The 17,325-nt window shown below is 67.4% G+C and carries 17 protein-coding genes and 1 tRNA gene; 8 read left to right on the top strand and 10 right to left on the bottom strand.

Annotated features, from left to right (window positions below; all coding sequences use genetic code 11):
- The first annotated feature begins 72 nt into the window (after positions 1 to 72).
- The 4 genes from IQ782_RS06980 (at position 73) to IQ782_RS06965 (ending at position 5,416) form a co-directional block, all read left to right on the top strand.
- Entirely contained in the window at positions 73 to 2,532 is a 2,460-nt protein-coding gene (locus IQ782_RS06980; protein ID WP_194133907.1) for an ATP-dependent helicase, read from the top strand.
- A 284-nt stretch (positions 2,533 to 2,816) separates the two neighbouring features.
- Positions 2,817 to 4,355: an ATP-dependent DNA helicase gene (locus tag IQ782_RS06975; protein ID WP_194133906.1), complete on the top strand. Its 1,539-nt coding sequence runs from the start codon at positions 2,817 to 2,819 to the stop codon at positions 4,353 to 4,355.
- Between the two features lie 134 nt (positions 4,356 to 4,489).
- The gene (locus IQ782_RS06970) at positions 4,490 to 4,936 is read left to right on the top strand and encodes a MaoC/PaaZ C-terminal domain-containing protein (RefSeq protein WP_194133905.1); all 447 of its coding nucleotides are present in this window, start codon (positions 4,490 to 4,492) and stop codon (positions 4,934 to 4,936) included.
- A 63-nt stretch (positions 4,937 to 4,999) separates the two neighbouring features.
- Positions 5,000 to 5,416 carry a PaaI family thioesterase gene (locus IQ782_RS06965; protein WP_194133904.1) on the top strand — a complete coding sequence of 139 codons (417 nt, stop codon included), beginning with the start codon at positions 5,000 to 5,002 and terminating at the stop codon, positions 5,414 to 5,416.
- Positions 5,417 to 5,420: 4 nt separating this feature from the next.
- Here the strand turns inward: IQ782_RS06965 and IQ782_RS06960 are convergent, their stop codons facing one another.
- The gene (locus tag IQ782_RS06960; protein ID WP_194133903.1) at positions 5,421 to 6,068 is read right to left on the bottom strand and encodes a CatB-related O-acetyltransferase; all 648 of its coding nucleotides are present in this window, start codon (positions 6,066 to 6,068) and stop codon (positions 5,421 to 5,423) included.
- A 128-nt stretch (positions 6,069 to 6,196) separates the two neighbouring features.
- Positions 6,197 to 6,799 (bottom strand): flavin reductase family protein, encoded by a 603-nt coding sequence (locus IQ782_RS06955; protein WP_194133902.1) that lies wholly within the window; start codon positions 6,797 to 6,799, stop codon positions 6,197 to 6,199.
- A gap of 82 nt (positions 6,800 to 6,881) precedes the next feature.
- Between IQ782_RS06955 and IQ782_RS06950 the strand changes: the two genes are divergently transcribed.
- The gene (locus IQ782_RS06950) at positions 6,882 to 7,367 is read left to right on the top strand and encodes a GNAT family N-acetyltransferase (RefSeq protein WP_194134082.1); all 486 of its coding nucleotides are present in this window, start codon (positions 6,882 to 6,884) and stop codon (positions 7,365 to 7,367) included.
- Positions 7,368 to 7,416: 49 nt separating this feature from the next.
- On the top strand, positions 7,417 to 8,181 hold the full coding sequence (locus IQ782_RS06945) for an EcsC family protein (RefSeq protein ID WP_194133901.1): 765 nt from the start codon (positions 7,417 to 7,419) through the stop codon (positions 8,179 to 8,181).
- Between the two features lie 221 nt (positions 8,182 to 8,402).
- Here IQ782_RS06945 and ptsP read toward each other — a convergent pair whose 3' ends face one another.
- From ptsP to IQ782_RS06905, 8 genes are all read right to left on the bottom strand, one after another.
- Positions 8,403 to 10,652, bottom strand: a complete 2,250-nt coding sequence (gene ptsP, locus IQ782_RS06940) for a phosphoenolpyruvate--protein phosphotransferase (RefSeq protein WP_194133900.1) — start codon at positions 10,650 to 10,652, stop codon at positions 8,403 to 8,405.
- Between the two features lie 280 nt (positions 10,653 to 10,932).
- Entirely contained in the window at positions 10,933 to 12,192 is a 1,260-nt protein-coding gene (locus tag IQ782_RS06935; RefSeq protein ID WP_194133899.1) for an aspartate kinase, read from the bottom strand.
- Between the two features lie 186 nt (positions 12,193 to 12,378).
- Entirely contained in the window at positions 12,379 to 12,849 is a 471-nt protein-coding gene (locus IQ782_RS06930; protein WP_194133898.1) for a YybH family protein, read from the bottom strand.
- On the bottom strand, positions 12,827 to 13,471 hold the full coding sequence (locus IQ782_RS06925; RefSeq protein WP_194133897.1) for an SDR family oxidoreductase: 645 nt from the start codon (positions 13,469 to 13,471) through the stop codon (positions 12,827 to 12,829). The genes IQ782_RS06930 and IQ782_RS06925 overlap by 23 nt, the downstream gene beginning before the upstream one ends.
- A gap of 10 nt (positions 13,472 to 13,481) precedes the next feature.
- Positions 13,482 to 13,925, bottom strand: a complete 444-nt coding sequence (locus IQ782_RS06920; RefSeq protein ID WP_194133896.1) for a DUF1178 family protein — start codon at positions 13,923 to 13,925, stop codon at positions 13,482 to 13,484.
- 60 nt (positions 13,926 to 13,985) lie between these two features.
- Positions 13,986 to 14,453, bottom strand: a complete 468-nt coding sequence (locus tag IQ782_RS06915) for an NUDIX hydrolase (RefSeq protein ID WP_194133895.1) — start codon at positions 14,451 to 14,453, stop codon at positions 13,986 to 13,988.
- Between the two features lie 44 nt (positions 14,454 to 14,497).
- A complete protein-coding gene (locus IQ782_RS06910; RefSeq protein WP_194133894.1) occupies positions 14,498 to 15,703 on the bottom strand; it encodes a 3-deoxy-D-manno-octulosonic acid transferase in 1,206 nt (401 codons plus the stop codon).
- A 147-nt stretch (positions 15,704 to 15,850) separates the two neighbouring features.
- A tRNA-Tyr gene (locus tag IQ782_RS06905) sits at positions 15,851 to 15,934 on the bottom strand.
- A 152-nt stretch (positions 15,935 to 16,086) separates the two neighbouring features.
- On the opposite strand from IQ782_RS06905, the gene rlmB reads away from it, so the two are divergent.
- Positions 16,087 to 16,866, top strand: a complete 780-nt coding sequence (gene rlmB / locus IQ782_RS06900) for a 23S rRNA (guanosine(2251)-2'-O)-methyltransferase RlmB (RefSeq protein ID WP_194133893.1) — start codon at positions 16,087 to 16,089, stop codon at positions 16,864 to 16,866.
- A gap of 48 nt (positions 16,867 to 16,914) precedes the next feature.
- Positions 16,915 to 17,235 (top strand): hypothetical protein, encoded by a 321-nt coding sequence (locus tag IQ782_RS06895; protein ID WP_194133892.1) that lies wholly within the window; start codon positions 16,915 to 16,917, stop codon positions 17,233 to 17,235.
- Positions 17,236 to 17,325 lie beyond the last annotated feature (90 nt).

The raw sequence follows: 17,325 nt of genomic DNA, 5'->3' as shown, positions 1-17,325 counted from the left end.
CGTTCGATCAAAATTCCGAACAAAATGAGAACGCACCTTTCGCAGCGCCCTGCGGCGCGCTAGATTTGCGGCATGAGCAGTTTCGACGACATGGAAGCATTCGAGGGAGCCTCGCTGTCGCAGCGGGCCATGGCGGCGCGCCCTGCGCCCTATCTCGACGATCTCAACCCGGCGCAGCGCGAAGCGGTCGAGCGGCTCGACGGCCCTGTGCTGATGCTGGCGGGTGCGGGCACCGGCAAGACCAAGGCGCTCACCGCGCGGATCGCGCATCTGCTGACCACCGGCCGGGCGCGGCCGAACGAGATCCTTTCGGTGACCTTCACCAACAAGGCGGCGCGCGAGATGAAGGAGCGCGTCGCGCGGCTGCTCGGCCATGCGGTCGAGGGCATGCCGTGGATGGGCACCTTCCACTCGATCTGCGTCAAGCTGCTGCGCCGCCATGCCGAACTGGTCGGTTTGAAGACCAATTTCACCATCCTCGACACCGACGACCAGATCCGCCTGCTGAAACAGGTGATCGCCGCCAACAACATAGATGAAAAGCGCTGGCCTGCCCGGCAACTCTCGGGGCTGATCGACAACTGGAAGAACCGCGCCTGGACGCCCGACCGCGTGCCCGCGTCGGAGGCCTCGGCCTTCAACAACCGCGGCACCGAGCTTTACGCCCAGTACCAGACCCGCCTGCGCGAGCTGAACGCCTGCGACTTTGGCGACCTGCTGCTGCACGTGGTGACGATCTTCCAGCAGCACGCCGATGTCCTCGAGCAGTATCAGCGCTGGTTCCGTTTCATCCTGGTGGACGAGTACCAGGATACCAACGTCGCGCAGTACCTCTGGCTGCGGCTGCTGGCGCAGGGCCATACCAACATCTGCTGCGTCGGCGACGACGACCAGTCGATCTACGGCTGGCGCGGCGCCGAGGTGGGCAACATCCTGCGCTTCGAGAAGGATTTCCCCGGTGCGCATGTCGTCCGGCTGGAACAGAACTACCGCTCGACCGCGCATATCCTTGCCGCCGCCTCCTCGGTGATCCGCGGCAACGAGAACCGGCTCGGCAAGGAACTCTGGACCGAGGCGCAGGGCGGCGAAAAGGTGCGGCTGATCGGCCATTGGGATGGCGAGGAAGAGGCGCGCTGGATCGGCGAGGAGATCGAGGCGGCGCAGCGTGGATCGCGGGGGATGCACGCCTTCTCGCTCGACGACATGGCGATCCTCGTGCGCGCCTCGCACCAGATGCGCGCCTTCGAGGACCGGTTCCTGACCATCGGACTGCCGTACCGAGTGATCGGCGGCCCGCGCTTCTACGAGCGGCTCGAGATCCGCGATGCCATGGCCTATTTCCGGCTGGTGGTCTCGCCCGAGGACGATCTGGCCTTCGAGCGCATCGTCAACACCCCCAAGCGCGGCCTTGGCGACAAGGCGCAGCAGAAGATCCAGCTGAAGGCGCGCGAACATGGCGTGCCGCTGCTGGTGGGCGCGCGGCTGCTGCTGCGCGACAAGGAGATCACCGGCAAGGGCGCGGCCAAGCTCGCCACCTTCGTCGACCAGATCGAGCGCTGGCACGAGGTGGCCCGGCAGCAACTCGGCCTGCCCTCCGAGGTGCAGCAGGACGACGACGACCTGGTGCTGATCGACGAGGACAAGCCGCTGAGCCGTGCGGTCAGCCACATGGAACTGGCCGAGACCATGCTCGACGAATCGGGCTACACCGAGATGTGGCAGCTCGACAAGAACCCCGACTCGCCGGGCCGGCTCGAGAACCTCAAGGAACTGGTGAAGGCGCTCGAGAGCTTCGACAACCTGCAGGGGTTCCTCGAACACGTCGCGCTGATCATGGACAATGAGACCGAGGAAACCGGCGCCAAGGTCTCGATCATGACGCTGCACGCCGCCAAGGGGCTGGAATTCCCGGCGGTCTTCCTGCCGGGCTGGGAGGACGGGCTCTTCCCCTCGCAGCGCTCGATGGACGAGAGCGGGCTGAAGGGCCTCGAGGAGGAGCGGCGGCTGGCCTATGTCGGCATTACCCGCGCCGAGGAGCTCTGCACCATCTCCTTCGCCGCCAACCGCCGGGTCTTCGGCCAGTGGCAGTCGGCGCTGCCGTCGCGCTTCATCGACGAGCTGCCCGAGGCCCATGTCGAGATCCTCACGCCGCCCGGCCTCTACGGCGGCGGCTATGGCGCGGCGGGCATGAGCGGCGGCTTTGGTGGGGGTGGCTACGGCGGCTCCGGGCTGGAGTCCCGCGCCGCCGAGGCCAATGTCTACAATTCGCCCGGCTGGAAGCGGCTGCAGGAGCGCTCGTCGAGCGTGCGCCCGGTCAGCCAGCCGCGCGAGAGCCGCAACACGGTGATCGACCTTCAGGCGGTCTCGGCCTTCACGATGGGCGAGCGGGTGTTCCACCAGAAGTTCGGCTACGGGGCGATCATCGGGATCGAGGGCGACAAGCTGGAGATCGAGTTCGAGAAGGCCGGCGTGAAGAAGGTGGTGGCGCGCTTCGTCGCCGCGGCGGATTCCGCCGGTGACGTACCGTTCTGAGCGCATCGGCGGATGCAGCCCTGTGCCGGCAGGAACCGGGGGCGCTGCCCCCTCGGCGCTGCGCGCCTCACCCCCGGGATATTTCGGCCTAGAAGAATCGCGGTCGCGGCTGCGCCTTTCTTCTCTTTGACAAGTACGCCCGCCGGAGGCGGTCCGGCAATTGCGCTGGGCGGGAGCTCTCCGGGGCGGGGCCGAGGGCGGGACTTGGCGGCGGAGCTGCGGGCAGCCGGGAAAAGCATGTGGGCGTCTGGTGCGCGCCGCGCGGCTCTAGTAGGGTCGCGCGCATGACGGCGCCCGCGATCAGTTTTTCCGAGGATCAGGCCGAAGCCTGGGACCGCGTGGCCGAGATGCTGCGTGGCGCCGGCGTCGATTTGGATGAAGGCACCACCGAGCCCGCGCACGAGGGCCCGTCAAGGCTCATGGCGCTGATGGGCAAGGCCGGCTCGGGCAAGACATTGCTGCTGGCCGAGCTTTGCAAGGCGTTGCAGGAGGCGGGCTGCGAGATCGTCTCGGGGGATTTCGAGAGTCGCAGGAAGCGCGACAAGCGCACGCTGGCGGTGCTGGCGCCGACCAACAAGGCGGCCTCGGTGCTGCGCATGCGCGGCGTGCCGGCGACCACCATTCACCGCATTCTCTACACCCCGGTCTACGATCCGGTCTACGAGCGCATCGCCGAATGGCTGATGGGCAACGAGGAGCGCCCGGAGATCGAGGCGCTGACCGACGAGGCCCTCGATCGCGCCTATGCGTCCTACCAGGGACACAAGTCGGTTCCGGCTGCGCTGGCCGCGGCCGGGCTGCGCGGCAGCGATTTCATCACCGGCTGGAAGCGCCGCGAGGAGCCGCTCGATATCGGCTTCGTCGATGAGGCCTCGATGCTCGACGACCGGCAGTTCGAGGACCTTCAGGAGATCTTCCCGAACCTTCTGCTCTTCGGCGATCCGGCGCAGCTGGCGCCGGTGAACCAGTCGGGCAAGATGGTCTTCGACGCGGTGCCCGAGGACCGCAAGATGGAACTCAGCCGCGTCCACCGGCAGGAGGCCTCGAGCCCGATCCTCGATCTGGCGCATGCGCTGGCCGACCCGGAGGTGGATTTCTACCGTTTCGAGCGGCTGGTCGAGGAGATGGCGGCCAAGGACGACCGCGTCGTCTGGGGCCAGCGGGTCGAGGTCGATCTCATGGCGCGTTCGCCGGTGTTGGTCTGGCGCAACGCCACGCGCATCCGGCTGATCAACGCCTTCCGCGCCGTGCATGGCGCGCCCGAGACCGAGCTTCTGCCCGGCGAGCCGCTGATCTGCGACGGCATCGAGCTGCCGCTCAAGCACCGCAAGAAGCGGCTCGACCTCGAGGCGCGCGGCCTGATCAAGGGCGCGCAGGTGGTCTACCTCGGGCCGGGCAAGAAGCCCGGCTTCTCGCGCCTGCACGTGATCGGCGCGCCCGACCCGCAGGTCTCGGCCGCCTCGATCGTGAAGATCGAGAAGCCCGACGAGGAAGAGCCCTTCATCCCCTTCGCCGCGCGCATGGGGGCGACCTTCCTGCACGGGGCGGCGGTGACCATCCACAAGGCGCAGGGCTCGCAATGGGAAAACGTGCAGGTCTTTGGTCCGGATCTCTATGCCGCGGCGCGCATGGGGCGGGTCGAGGCGGGCCAGCCGCTGTGGAAGCGGCTCGCCTATGTCGCCGTCACCCGTGCATCGGACCGGCTGTACTGGATCGTGCGCAACAGGCTGTCGCGGCCGTCGGCTCCGCTGCGCGTGGATGACCTTGGCGGCGCGCCGGCGCCGCTCGAGCTGGAGATGCAGGGCGAGGACGCCGAGGGCTGAGGCACCTCGGCCCGCGCGGAGACCGGGATTTGGTCTTGCCAGCGGTCGGGCCGATCCGTCACTCTGCCTCGGACTTTTGGCTGATACAGGAGACGGGATGCGGCGGGTGACAACACCGGACGGGGGGCGGGCGGATGCCGGCTGAGGCAATATTGGAGATGGAGCCCAAGGTCTCGCGTTGGTTCCTGCTCGATGCTGATACCGTCGCCCGTTTCGGCGAGGTGACCGGCGATCTGAAGTTCTTTCACGCCGACGCCGAGCGCTCGGCGGAGTTCCTTTTCGGTGCGCCGGTGGCGCAGGGGTTCCTGACGCTGTCATTGCTCTCGGCGATGTGCGCCGATGCCGTGCCGCCGTTTCCCGGACAGATCGCGAATGTGAACTACGGCTTCGACCGGGTGCGCTTTGTCACCCCGGTGCCGGTTGGCGCGCGGGTCCGCGGGCATTTCACCGTCGGCGGCGTCGAGGAGGGGGACGAGCGGCTTACCGTTCACTGGGATGTCGAGATCGAAATCGAGGGCCATGGGCGCGATGCGCCGGCGCTGGTGGCGCAATGGCTCACCTTCCTCGAATTGCGCGATTGAGCCGCGCGGGTTGACGCTGCGCCGCGCAGGGCGGAGAACGGCGGCGCACAGCAGGAGAGCCCCATGGACACGCAGAGCGCGGATATGCCCGTCACCGAAGCCCCCTCGGGGTACCTGTCGCATCTTGGAATGCGGATGACCGGCTGGCGGGCCGATCATGCGCGTTTCGAGATCGCGCTTGGCCCGGAGCATCTCAACCGGCATGACAATCCGCACGGCGGGGTTCATGCCTCGATGCTCGACACGGCGATGGGGTACGCCGGCTGCTGGACCGGCGACGCCGACGACAAGCTCATGGCGCTGACCCTGTCGCTCAACGTGCAATACCTGTCGCGGCCGCGCGGCACCCGTCTGATCGCCGAGGGCGTCCGGACCGGCGGCGGCAAGAGCACCTTCTTTGCCGAGGCGACGATCACCGATGAGACCGGCGAGCTGATCGCCAAGGGCACCGGCGTCTTCCGCTACCGCAGCCGGGCTTGAGCCGTCAGGCCAGCGCTTCCAGCGCGGCCACATCCGCCGCCTCGAGCGCGGCGCGCGCGGCGGCGATGCGCGCCGGCGGCCAGTCCCACCACGCAAGGCGCAGCAGCCGGGCGATCTCGTCCTCGCGGAAGCGCAAGCGCACCACTTGGGCCGGGTTGCCGGTGACCACGGCATAGGGCGGCACCTCGCCGCGCACCACCGCGCCGGCGCCGATGATCGCACCCGAGCCGATCCGCGCGCCCGCCAGCACCACTGCGCCGGTGCCGAGCCAGACATCGTGACCGATCTCGATCCCGCGGCGGTCAGGCTGGTCGTCGTGCATCGCCTCGGGATCGAAGGCGGTGAACGGGTAGGTGGTGATCCCGCGCATTGCGTGATTGGCCGAGCCGCCGATGAAGCGCACACCGTGGGCGATCTGGCAGAACCTGCCGATCACCAGCCGGTCCTTCGAGAAGGGGAAGAGATAGGGTGCGAGCCGTGCCAGCCAGCCCTCGGGCGGGGGCGGGTCGAAGTCCGAGGCGTAGGTGTAGGCCCCGATCTCGACGCGGGGGTGGTCTGCGACCGTGCGCAGATGGACTGTGCCCGCGTGGGGCGTGCCATCGGGAAGGATGATGGGATACACGGCATCCGACAGGGGAAGGGCAAAGGGCATGGGGCCTCCTTTCTGAAACGCATCTTTCGGTGTTTCAAAGGTGCTGGTCCATGGCTCCCTCCCTTGGTGGTTGATCGGTGAACTAGGGCTGGGCGCGCCTGCGGAAAGCCGGCGCGCGCAACCCTGCCTTATTCCCCCGGCCGCTTCAGCGAGAAGACCTCGCGGATCACCGAGTAGTCGCGGTAGCCGAGCCGGGTGAGCGGCTGGAAGGTCGTGACGTCGAAGATGCCATCGACCAGGCAATCGTCGCGCATGTGCACGCCGGTCACCTCGCCGAACACCGCGTAGTTCGCCGCGCCCTCAAGCGTCACGATCTGCGTGACCTTGCACTCGAGCGAGGCGGGCGCCCCGGCGACGCGCGGGCAGTCGATGGTCGCGCATTCGGCCTTTTCGATCCCCGCCAGCTCGAATTCGTCCTTTCCCGCGGGCCAGGGGCCGGAGCTGAGGTTCATCACGTCGCGCGCCGCGTATTCCACGATGTTGACGCAGAAGACGCCGCTTTCGCGGACCTGGGCGACGCTGTCCTTGGTGCCCTCGCGATCGTCCTTGGCCGAGGTCGAGGCGAACATCACCTGCGGCGGCACGTAGGCCACGGCGTTGAAGAAGGAGTAGGGGGCGAGGTTGTCGCCCATCGTGCCGCGGGTGGAAATCCAGCCGATGGGGCGGGGCGTCACGATGGCATTGAACGGATTGTGCGGCAGGCCGTGGCCCTCTTCCGGACGGTAGAACATGCCTGTCCTCTCAGCTATTTGCGCGTGTGTCGGACCCGTGATAGGGCGGATTCGACCGAAACACCACGGGGAGAGCGGGCCTCTGTACAGTTTGTCTCAGGAACGCCCGGATGATCTCTGGGAGGTCGAGGCCCTCTATGACCTGTGCTTTGCGCCGGGTCGGACGCTGCTGTCCTCCTACCGCCTGCGCGACGGGGTTCCCCCCGTGGCCGAGTTATGTCGCGTCGCCAAGGACGAGGCCGGGGTGATCGGCGGGGTGATCCGCTACTGGCCCATCCGCATCGGTGCCGCGCAGGCGCTGCTGCTCGGGCCGGTTGCCGTGCATCCGACGGCGCAGGGCGAGGGGCTGGGCGCGGCACTGATCCGCGACACGCTGGAACGGGCACGCGATCTCGAATGGGGCCGGGTGCTGCTGGTCGGCGACGAGCCCTATTACCGCCGTTTCGGCTTTGCCAAGATCGAGGATGTCGAGATGCCTCCGCCGACCAACCCCGAACGGGTGCTGGCGCTGGAACTGCGCCCCGGTGCCTGGAGCGGCGTCACCGGCACGGTCACGCGCAAAACTTGAAATCCGGCGCGGCACGCCGATCTTCTAGGGAAGCCCCAAGGAGATGCCCATGACCGCCCCCGTTACCGGAACGCAGCTCGTGCCCCTCAGCATCGACGCCGAGATCGCCGCGCTGGCCCGTCGCCACCGTGCCGCGGGCGGCGTGGGAATGCAGGTGCTCAACATCATCGGCGGCAAGGCCGAGAACCTGCTCGAACGCCTGCCCGATCGGGTGAAGGAGCGGCTCGAGGGCAGCACGGCCAAGGCGCTGGAACTGGCGCTGAAGGCCGCGTCGGAATCGCGCCGCGCCGTGCCCGACCAGAAGGGCTGGCTGAACACCGCGCTCGCCACGGCGATGGGCGCGGCCGGCGGGGCAGGCGGGCTGCCCACGGCGCTGGCCGAACTGCCGGTCACGGTAACCGTGCTGCTGCGCGCCATCCAGGGGATCGCCGCGGAATACGGCTTTGATCCCGAGATGCCTGAAATCAAGCGCGAATGCCTGAGTGTCTTTGCCTCGGCTGGGCCGCTTGCGGCGGATGATGGTGCAGATCTGGGGTTCCTCGCGACCCGCGTGACGCTGACGGGCGCAACGGTGCACGGGTTGATCGGCAAGATCGCGCCGCGCCTCTCGCTGGCGCTGGGGCAGAAGCTGGCGGCACAGACCGTGCCCATTCTCGGGGCGGCGGCCGGGGCCGCGACGAATTACGCCTACACGAGTTACTACCAGCAGATGGCGCATGTGCAGTTCGGCCTGCTGCGGCTCTCGGAGCAGACCGGAAGGCCGCGCGAAGAACTGGTCGCGGCCTTGCAGGAGAAGCTGTCGCTTCGAGGTTAACCGCTTTGCAAGGTTAATGGCTTAGGTCCGGTTCGGGGCGCGGTGAAACCCGCGCCGCCGCGCCCGCGCAGAACGTGCGGGACGTGTCCCGTGCCAGAAGGGCCGGCGATGCGCGCGAAGTGATTATCGCCCGGTGCGCGGGGGACCGACGCGCCGGGCGAGCCTGAGAGCCGGAGCCGGGCAGCGCTGCCCCTGCCTCAGCCCGTGTCTCAGCCCGTGTCTCAACCTTGCCAGCGCATGTATTCCATGACCGCTCCACGCACCGATTGCTCGCCGCGCTCGCGGGCGTCGCAGATCACGTCATAGAGCGCATCCAGGTCGGTGCGCATGATCAGGCTCTTCACCGGCCCGATCGAGGCGGGGCGCATCGACAGCCGGTGCAATCCGATGGCGGCGAGGCAGATCGCCTCGATCGGACGGCCGGCATCCTCGCCGCAGAAGCTGAGGGGCGTGCCGGTGGCCGAACAGCGCTGCACAATCTGCTCGAGGAAGGTCAGGAAGCTGACGTTGAGCGTGTCGTAACGCCGCCGCACCCGCTCGTTCTCGCGGTCGGCCGCGAAGAAGAACTGCTTGAGATCGTTGCCGCCGATCGAGACGAACTCGACCTCTTCGAAGAACTTGTTCGAGGCATAGGCAAGGCTCGGGGTCTCGAGCATCGTGCCGACCGAGATTTTCTCGGGCACCACGTGACCAAGCTTGCGCTCGATGGCAATGGCCTTGTCGACCTCGGCGCGGGCGGCGCGGAACTCTTCCCATTGCGCGACGAAGGGGAACATCAAAGTTAGCGGCCGCCCCTCGGAGGCGCGCAGAAGCGCCTGAAGCTGCATCCGCATCACGCCAGGCCGGTCCAGCCCGACGCGAATCGCCCGCCAGCCGAGCGCCGGGTTGGGCTCGTCGGTGGGCTTCATGTAGGGCAGCACCTTGTCCGAGCCGATATCGAGCGTGCGGAAGATCACCGGCTTGTGGCCCGCCGTTTCGGCGGCCTCGATCACCCGTTTGTAGACCCTGACCAGTTCGGTGCGCGAGGGCATCTTGTTGCGTACGAGAAATTGCAGCTCGGTGCGGAACAGGCCCACGCCCTCGGCACCGGAGTTCTCCAGCGAGGGCAGGTCCGCCAGCAGCCCGGCGTTCATGTAGAGGCTGATCCGCTTGCCGCAGAGCGAGACCGCGGGCTTCTGCCGGATCGAGGCGTAGCGCTCCTGCGCCTCTGCCTGCATGGCGATCTTGTCGCGGAAGGCCGTGACCACCGTGTCGTCCGGGCGCAGGTGCACGATGCCCTGATCGCCGTCGACCATGATGTGATCGCCGTTCAGCGCCTCGGTGGTGATGCGCGGGGCGTTGATCACCAGCGGGATTGCCAGCGCGCGGGCGACGACGGCGGCATGGCTGCCAACCGAGCCTTCCTCGAGCACGATGCCGCGCAACTGGCGGCCGTATTCCAGAAGCTCGCCGGGACCGATGTTGCGCGCGACGAGGATCGGGTCGGCGGGCATCGAGGCGCCGGTGTCCTTGCCTTGTCCGGTCAGGATGCGCAGCAGCCGGTTCGACAGGTCATCGAGATCGTGCAGCCGTTCGCGCAGGTAATTGTCGGCGACCTGGCTCATCCGGGCGCGGGCGGCGGATTGCTCCTTTTCGACCGCAGCCTCGGCGGAGAGACCGCGCGAGATGTCCTCTTCCATACGCCGCCGCCAGCCCTTCGAGTTGGCGAACATGCGGTAGGCCTCGAGCACCTCGAGCTGCTCGGCATCCTCGACCGCTCCGGCCAGCATTTCGTCGACGCTGACCCGCAGTTGTTCGATGGCGGCGGCGAGCCGTTCGCTCTCGCGTTCGGGATCGTCGGCGACAAGATTGGTGACCATGACCCGCGGCTCGTGCAGCCAGACATGGCCTTCGGTGGTACCCTCCTGCCCGGTGCCGCCGCGCAGCATTGTCGGCTGGGTATGGCGCGCGGAAAGCGCCGCCGTGTCGCCGACGAAAGCGCCGAGCTCGGTCATCTCGGCCAGCACCATGGCGACCACTTCCAGCGCGTAGACCTCGTCCGAGGTAAATTCGCGCTTCTGTTTGGTCTGCACGACCAGCACGCCCAGCGTCTCGCCGAGGCGCTGGATCGGAACGCCGAGGAAGCTGGAGTAGATCTCCTCGCCGGTCTCGGGCATGTAGCGGAAACCCCGTTCCGAGGGCGCGTCGGCGGTGTTCACCACCTTGCCGCTGCGCGCGACCCGGCCGACAAGGCCTTCGCCCATGCGCATCCGGGTCTGGTGCACGGCCTCTTTCTTCAGGCCCTCCGTGGCGCAAAGCTCGAGCGTGTCCTCGTCCCGGAACAGGTAGATCGAGCACACTTCCGACCCCATGGAATCGGCGGTCAGATGCGTGATCTTGTCGAGGCGCGCCTGCCCGGCGGCATCCTCGGCCATCGTGTCCCGGAGCCGCCCCAGAAGCTTGCGGCTTTCGCTTTCCGTGCCATCCGGCATTTTCGTGCTCGACTTAATCCGTTCCGCTCTCGATCAGCTATATGCGGTTTGCGACAGGAAAGGAAATGGCATCAAATACCTCAAGGTAATTCCTGCGCGACCGAAGAAAGAATGCCGCGCGTTTCCGCTCTTGCGCCGGGAGAGAGAGGCGTCAATTGCGCTCGGTGATGAATAAACCGATGGTCATCGCGCGGAAAAAAAGCGGCGCCGGGAGGACCGGCACCGCTTTGGGAATTCGCTATCGGTTCATATCGCCGCGCGGCGCGGCGCCATGCCCGTTTCAGTCGGCCTTTTCGAGCTCGAAAGCGTCGTGCAGGGCCTGCACGGCAAGTTCCATGTACTTGCGCTCGATCAGCACCGAGATCTTGATCTCAGAGGTGGTGATGACCTGAATGTTGATGTTCTCGTCCGAGAGGATCTTGAACATCTTCGCCGCGACGCCGGCGGCCGAACGCATGCCGATGCCGACCACCGAGACCTTGGCGACCTCGGTTTCCGATTCGAGCTTGTCGAAGGTCAGCGTGCCAGCCGCCTGCGCATCGGCCAGCGCCTTCTCGGCGCGCTTCACCTGGTTCACCGGGCAGGAGAAGGTCATGTCGGTGACCCCGCCCTCGTGGCCCTGGTAGTTCAGTTCGGACACGTTCTGCACGATCATGTCCACGTTGACGCCCGCATCCGCCAGCGTGCCGAAGATGGCTGCCGCGATGCCGGGACGGTCCGCGATGGTGACGAGGGTCATCTTGGCCTCGTCGCGCGAGAAGGCCACACCGGCCACAACTTTCGATTCCATGATATCCTCCTCGTCACAGACGAGCGTACCTGCCTCGTCGGACTGTTCTTCGAAGCTGGAGAGCACCCGCAGCTTCACCTTGTAGCGCATTGCCAGCTCGACCGAGCGGGTCTGCAGGACCTTGGCGCCCAGCGACGCCAGTTCGAGCATCTCTTCGAAAGAGATGCGGTCGAGCTTGCGGGCCTTCTCGCAGACGCGCGGGTCGGTGGTGTAGACACCGTCGACGTCGGTGTAGATGTCGCAGCGTTCCGCGCCGAAGGCGGCGGCGAAAGCAACGGCGGTGGTGTCCGAGCCGCCGCGGCCAAGCGTGGTGATGCGGCCCTCGGGGCTGATGCCCTGGAAGCCGGCGACCACGGCCACTTTCATGCCTTCCCCGAACTTGCGGGTGATGTTCTCGGTCGGGATCTCCTCGATCCGCGCGGAGCTGTGCGCCGAGGTGGTGATCAGCGGCACCTGCCAGCCCTGCCAGCTGCGGGCCGGGACGTCCATTTCCTGCAGCGTCAGCGCCATGAGGCCGGCGGTCACGTTCTCGCCCGAGGAGACGACGGCGTCATACTCGCGCGCGTCGAACAGCGGCGAGGTTTCCTCGACGTAGCCGACGAGCTTGTTGGTCTCGCCCGACATGGCCGAGACGATGACGATCACGTCGTAGCCCTTGGCCACTTCCACGCCGACGCGTTTGGCGGCCCGGCGAATCCGGTCCAGCGTGGCGACGGACGTGCCGCCGAATTTCATCACGAGAACGGGCATGGCATTTCCCCGAGGGTGGTATCCTTGAATCAGCGGTCCTTTACGCGGGGGGGCGGGGCTGCGCAAGGGGATTGCGCCGCCGGGACGAGCGATCACTGCGCGGCAACCGGGGGTTTCGAGTATTTTCGCAAAGATGAAAGCGCCTGCATGTCGCGGTTCTGCCGGTGCCGGCTCCGGGCTCCTGTTTCAGCCGCGGCGATAGCTGGTCGGGGAAAGCCCGTCCCGCGCCAGGAAGGTCTCCTGTCCTGGCATGACCTCGGTGTTCTGCGCGGCGACCGCCTGCCAACCTGACGCCCCGCGTTCCAGCACGAAGATGAGGATGGTCTGCCGCGGCCCAGCCTCCGCACCGTCGGGCGCGCGCTGGCCGTCCATGTGGAAGCGGCAGCGCACCACGGCGTGCTGCGGGCCGAGTTGGCGGACCGAGACACGGCCGGGGCGCAGCGTTGTTTCTGCAAAGAAGCTCTTGAGGGCATAGTCATGCGGGCGGGCAATTGCGTCGCGCCCGGTCCACCACAGGCCGGTGACATTCACGAACTCGGCGTCTTCAGCAAAAAGCGCGGCGATGGCGGCACCGTCGCGCCGGGCCCAGGCGTCGGCGAAAGCGGCGGGAAAATCCTCGGGCCGCCGTGGCGGCTCAATAGGGGTGGGCGCGGCCATCCCAGGTCTCGAAGCAGCCGGTGGTCTCGAGGTTCAGCGCATCGAGCCGGTCGGCGAGCCCGGTCGCCGATTGCTCGGGCGTGAGATCCGCTTCGGCGCCGCCCATGTCGGTGGCCACCCAACCGGGATGATAGATGCCCACCGCGATGCCGCGCGGCTTGAGTGCCACGGCCAGGTTGGTGCCAAGGTTCAGTGCCGCCGCCTTCGAGGCGCGGTAGATCAGCGCGTTGCCCTTGGCGAGGGCGTTGGCACCCATCTGCGACGAGACGATCATGATCTTCGGCGTCGCAGTTCGCTCGAGCAGCGGCAGCATCGCCTGCACGGTGAGAAACACGCCGGTGACGTTCACCGCGAACATCTCGGCCCACATCTCCGGCGGGTAGCCGGTGTCGAGAGGCTCGGGCTTGTCGAGATAGGCTCCGGCGTTGCAGATCAGAGCGTCAAGCGCGGTGTCGCCCAGTTCACTTGCCAGAGCGGTGATCGAGGCAGGCTCGCTCACGTCTAGCGGAAGCAGGCCCGGCGTGTTGCGCGCGGTGCCCAAAACCCTGTTGCCGCGGGCTTCGAGGGTTCTTGCCAGTGCCGCGCCGATGCCGCGGTTTGCGCCGGTGATCAGCAGGGTCATGGGAATACTTTCAGTTGGATTTGCGTGTCGGCATGAAGGGCAGGGGGGCGACGGGCACCCCGTCCTCGATCAATGCCTTGGCCTCGTCGCCGCGGGTCTCGCCCCAGATCGGGCGGTGCGGCGCATCGCCAATGTGCATGGCGCGGGCCTCGCGCGCGAAGTCGCGGCCAACGTAGTCCGAGGTCTTCTCGACGTGCTCGCGCAGGGCGCGCAGGGCCTTTTCCGCCTCGGAGGCCGGTTCGGAGAGTTTGGGCTTCTCGGGGGCGGCGGCCGGTTCGGGCCGCGCCGCGCCGCTGTTGACCCGCGGGGCCATCAGCACCTTTTCGACTTTCGGCGATCCGCAGACGGCACAGGCTACCATGCCGGCGGCGTGCAGCTTGTCGAAGGCACCGGCCGATTGGAACCAGCTGTCGAAGCGGTGGTCCTCCGCGCATTTGAGAGAGTATTGGATCATGCGGCTTTTCCGAGATGATCTCTTTTACCTAGTCAAATTCGGCGCAGGTTCAAGCGGGTGTCAGTGCTTGCGCAGGTGCGGGTGGAACTCGCGCAGCAGCCGTGCGAGCTGCGGGTGCTCGACAAGTTCGGCGGCGCGTTTCGGGCTGACCCAGCGCTGCTTGCGCTCGCCGCGCTCGGGGAACTTCTTCTCCTGCGAGACCACCTCCAGCTGGTAGACCAGTGCCATGTGCGGATGCGGCGAGGTGCGCTTGGTGTAGGTGAAGCCGCCGACGCAGGTCTCCAGGACCTCGCCCCGGACGCCGGCCTCTTCCCAGGCTTCGCGGGCGGCGGCGCGCGCCGGGCTGAGCCCCGCCATCGGCCAGCCCTTGGGCAGGGTCCAGCGTTGGCGGCCCCGGCTGGTGATCAGCAGCACCTTCACCTTGCCCTCGCGGATGCGAAAGCACAGCGCGGCATATTGAACGTGGGTCCGCTTGGGCAGCTGCCGTGCGCCCGGCGCGGTAAGGTCGATGTTCAGTGAGGTGCCCATCCTGTTGCCCTGCTCGTTTTGAGCTGATGCTGCGCCGGTTTTTGTCAGGCGTCCATATGTTGTGTCAGATCTTTCACGAGTTCCGCCGCGGATGCTTCCGGTTCGAGCAGAGTTCGGGCCGCGGCACCGGCGCGCTGCTGCGCGGCATCGCCGCCGAGGGTGAGCAGCGCGGCGGCCAGCCCGGCGGCGTCCTCGACGGGCAGCGCGGCTCCGGCGGCGTCGAGCAGGGCAAAGGGGGGGCGGAAATTACGGACATCGGGTCCGTGGATCAGAGCCGCGCCGAAGGCGGCGGGCTCGTAGGGGGTGTGACCGCCGCGATCTGTGAGTGTGCCAGCGACGAAGACGCGCCCCGCGAGGCGGTAGAACAGCGCCATCTCGCCGAGCGTGTCGGCCAGGTAGACATCCGCGCCACGCGGAGTCTCGCCAAGGCTGCGCCGCGCGCAGCTGAGGCCCTGCGCGGCGGCGAGGCGGGCGATCTGCTCGGCCCGGCGCGGATGGCGCGGCGCGAGAATGAGCCGCAATCCGGGCTCCTGCCGACGCGCCTCGGCGTGGGCGGCGAGCACGGTCTCGTCTTCGCCCTCGTGTGTGGAGGCGGCAAGCCAGGTGCTTGCGCGGGCAAATTCCGCCTCAAGCTCCGGGTCGTGTTGTTCGGGAGGGGTGTAGAGCGCCTTGAGATCGACCACAGGGCCGAGCGCCGCCTTCGGAAGGCCAGCCGCAACGAAGCGCTCACGCGAGTCGGGATCCTGTGCCGAGAGGAAGGCGACCCGGTGCAGCACGCGGGTGTGCAGCCCGCCGAACAGCCGCCAGCCCTTGGCGGTGCCTTCGTTGAGTCGCCCGCCGAGCACCATGACCGGGCCGGGGCAGTTCAGCAGCCGGTGCGGCCAGAGCTCCGATTCCATCGTGATGTGGCTGCGCACGTTCCAGCGACGGAGGAAGCGCTTGCTGACGCGGGCAAGGTCCAGCGGTGCGAGTCGCGCGCAGAGTCCCCAGCTCTGCGCCAAGGCCACGCCCGACTCGGAATTGCAGGTGACCAGAAGCTTCATGTCCGGCCGTGCGGCGCAGAGCGCTTCAATCACCGGCTTGGCCGAGGCCAGCTCGCCGTTCGAGGCGGCATGCAGCCAGACATGCGCACCGGGATTCGCCCTGCCATGGCCGAGTCGCGCCCGCATTCCATCCCAGTCGCGCCTCAGCGCGGCGCGGCCCAGAACGACGGCCGCAAAGAGAGATAGGAGAAGGCGGTAACGCAGCATCGTCGGGGGCTGGGTCCTCGGGGCATGACCATGATATGAAAAAGGCACTTAGGCCGAAGGGCCAAGCGCCGCAACACTCTGGGGCGAGGTGATTCCGCACCGCCATCGCAACCTGGACAGATAGGGAGGGATTTCCGAAGGGGAAAGTGGTGGGCGACCCTGGAATCGAACCAGGCGTGCGTCTCCGCGAGGGAGTTACAGTCCCCTGCCACACCTTGCGGCCTGTCGCCCACTTTCCGCCAGTCTCTGGCGTCCTCCGCCGTATGACCGGCGTCGTGGGGCGCTGACTACAAGCACTCAAAAGGGTCGTCAACAGGAAAATATCTTGCAGCGCGTCACCGGGCGATGCAGAGACCGAAGCTCAGGAAAAAAGGACGCGTGCCATGGTCAAGAAACCGAAATGGGTGGTCGAGAAGGAACAGTCGAAGAAGGCCAAGGCAGCCGAGACCGTCTGGCTGTTCGGCCTGCATGCGGTGCGTGACGCGCTGATGAACCCGAAGCGCGAGAAACTGCGCTTGATCCTGACATTGAACGCAAAATCCAAGCTCGAAGACGCTTTGGAGGCGGGGGGTATCGAGCCCGAGATTCACGATCCGCGCAGCTTCGGGGCGCCGCTCGACCCGCAGTCGGTGCACCAGGGTGCGGCGCTGGAAGTGAAGCCGCTGAATTGGGGGCGACTCGAGGATGTGGCGCTCGGAGATGGCGAAACGCCGCCGCGCCTGGTGCTGCTCGACCGGGTGACCGATCCGCATAACGTTGGGGCAATCCTGCGCTCGGCCGAGGTTTTCGGCGCGCAGGCGGTGATCGGCACGCTGCACCATTCCGCGCCCGAGACCGGCGCGCTGGCAAAAACCGCCTCGGGCGCGCTGGAGCGTCAGCCCTACCTGCGCGAACGCAACCTCGCGGACACCATCGTGGCGTTGCAGGGGATGGGCTACATCGTGCTCGGGCTCGACGGCGAGGCAGAGATCAGCATCGATACGGCGATGGACGGCAAGCGCGACCGCGCGGTGGCGCTGGTTCTGGGGGCCGAGGGGCCGGGGCTGCGCCAGCGCACCAAGGAAACCGTCGACCAGCTGGTGAAGATCGACTTCGCGCGCGGTTTCGGCTCGCTCAACGTGTCGAACGCGGCGGCGGTGGCGCTCTACGCTGCAAGACCCTGAGCGGCGGGTGAGCTTGCGGCGCGGCGGCGGCGCGCCCATATCGGGCGCATGGTCCAGACGATTGCCACCTGTTGCTATTGCGGAAGCCGCGCCGCCCTCGTGCTGAACGGCACGCAGCGCCACGAACTCAGCTGCGCCTCCTGCGGCGCTCCGCTGCGCCAGTTGAAGAACCTGAAGTCCGAAACGGGGCGCGGCGCCACCGGGCCCGCCCCGTGGCAGGCGCGTCCGCTGCCGGATCCGTCGAAAGCGCAGCGCAAGGCCGACAAGGCGATGCGCAAGATGGCGCAAAAGCCGCGCAAGAAACGCCGATCTCCGGCGCAGCGGGCGGCCAGGGGGATCTTCGATCTGCTCGAGGACATCTTCGACTGAGCCGGCGCGCCCTGGCATGCACAGGGGGCAGCACAGTCCCGCACAAAAACCGGCCTAGTCTTTCTTGCCCTCCTGCCTTATTTGGCGGGG

This window comes from Salipiger mangrovisoli (genome assembly GCF_015223355.1).
Classification (GTDB): Bacteria; Pseudomonadota; Alphaproteobacteria; order Rhodobacterales; family Rhodobacteraceae; genus Salipiger; species Salipiger mangrovisoli.
Note: the sequence above shows the minus strand (reverse complement) of the source record. Positions and strands in the feature narration are given on the sequence as shown.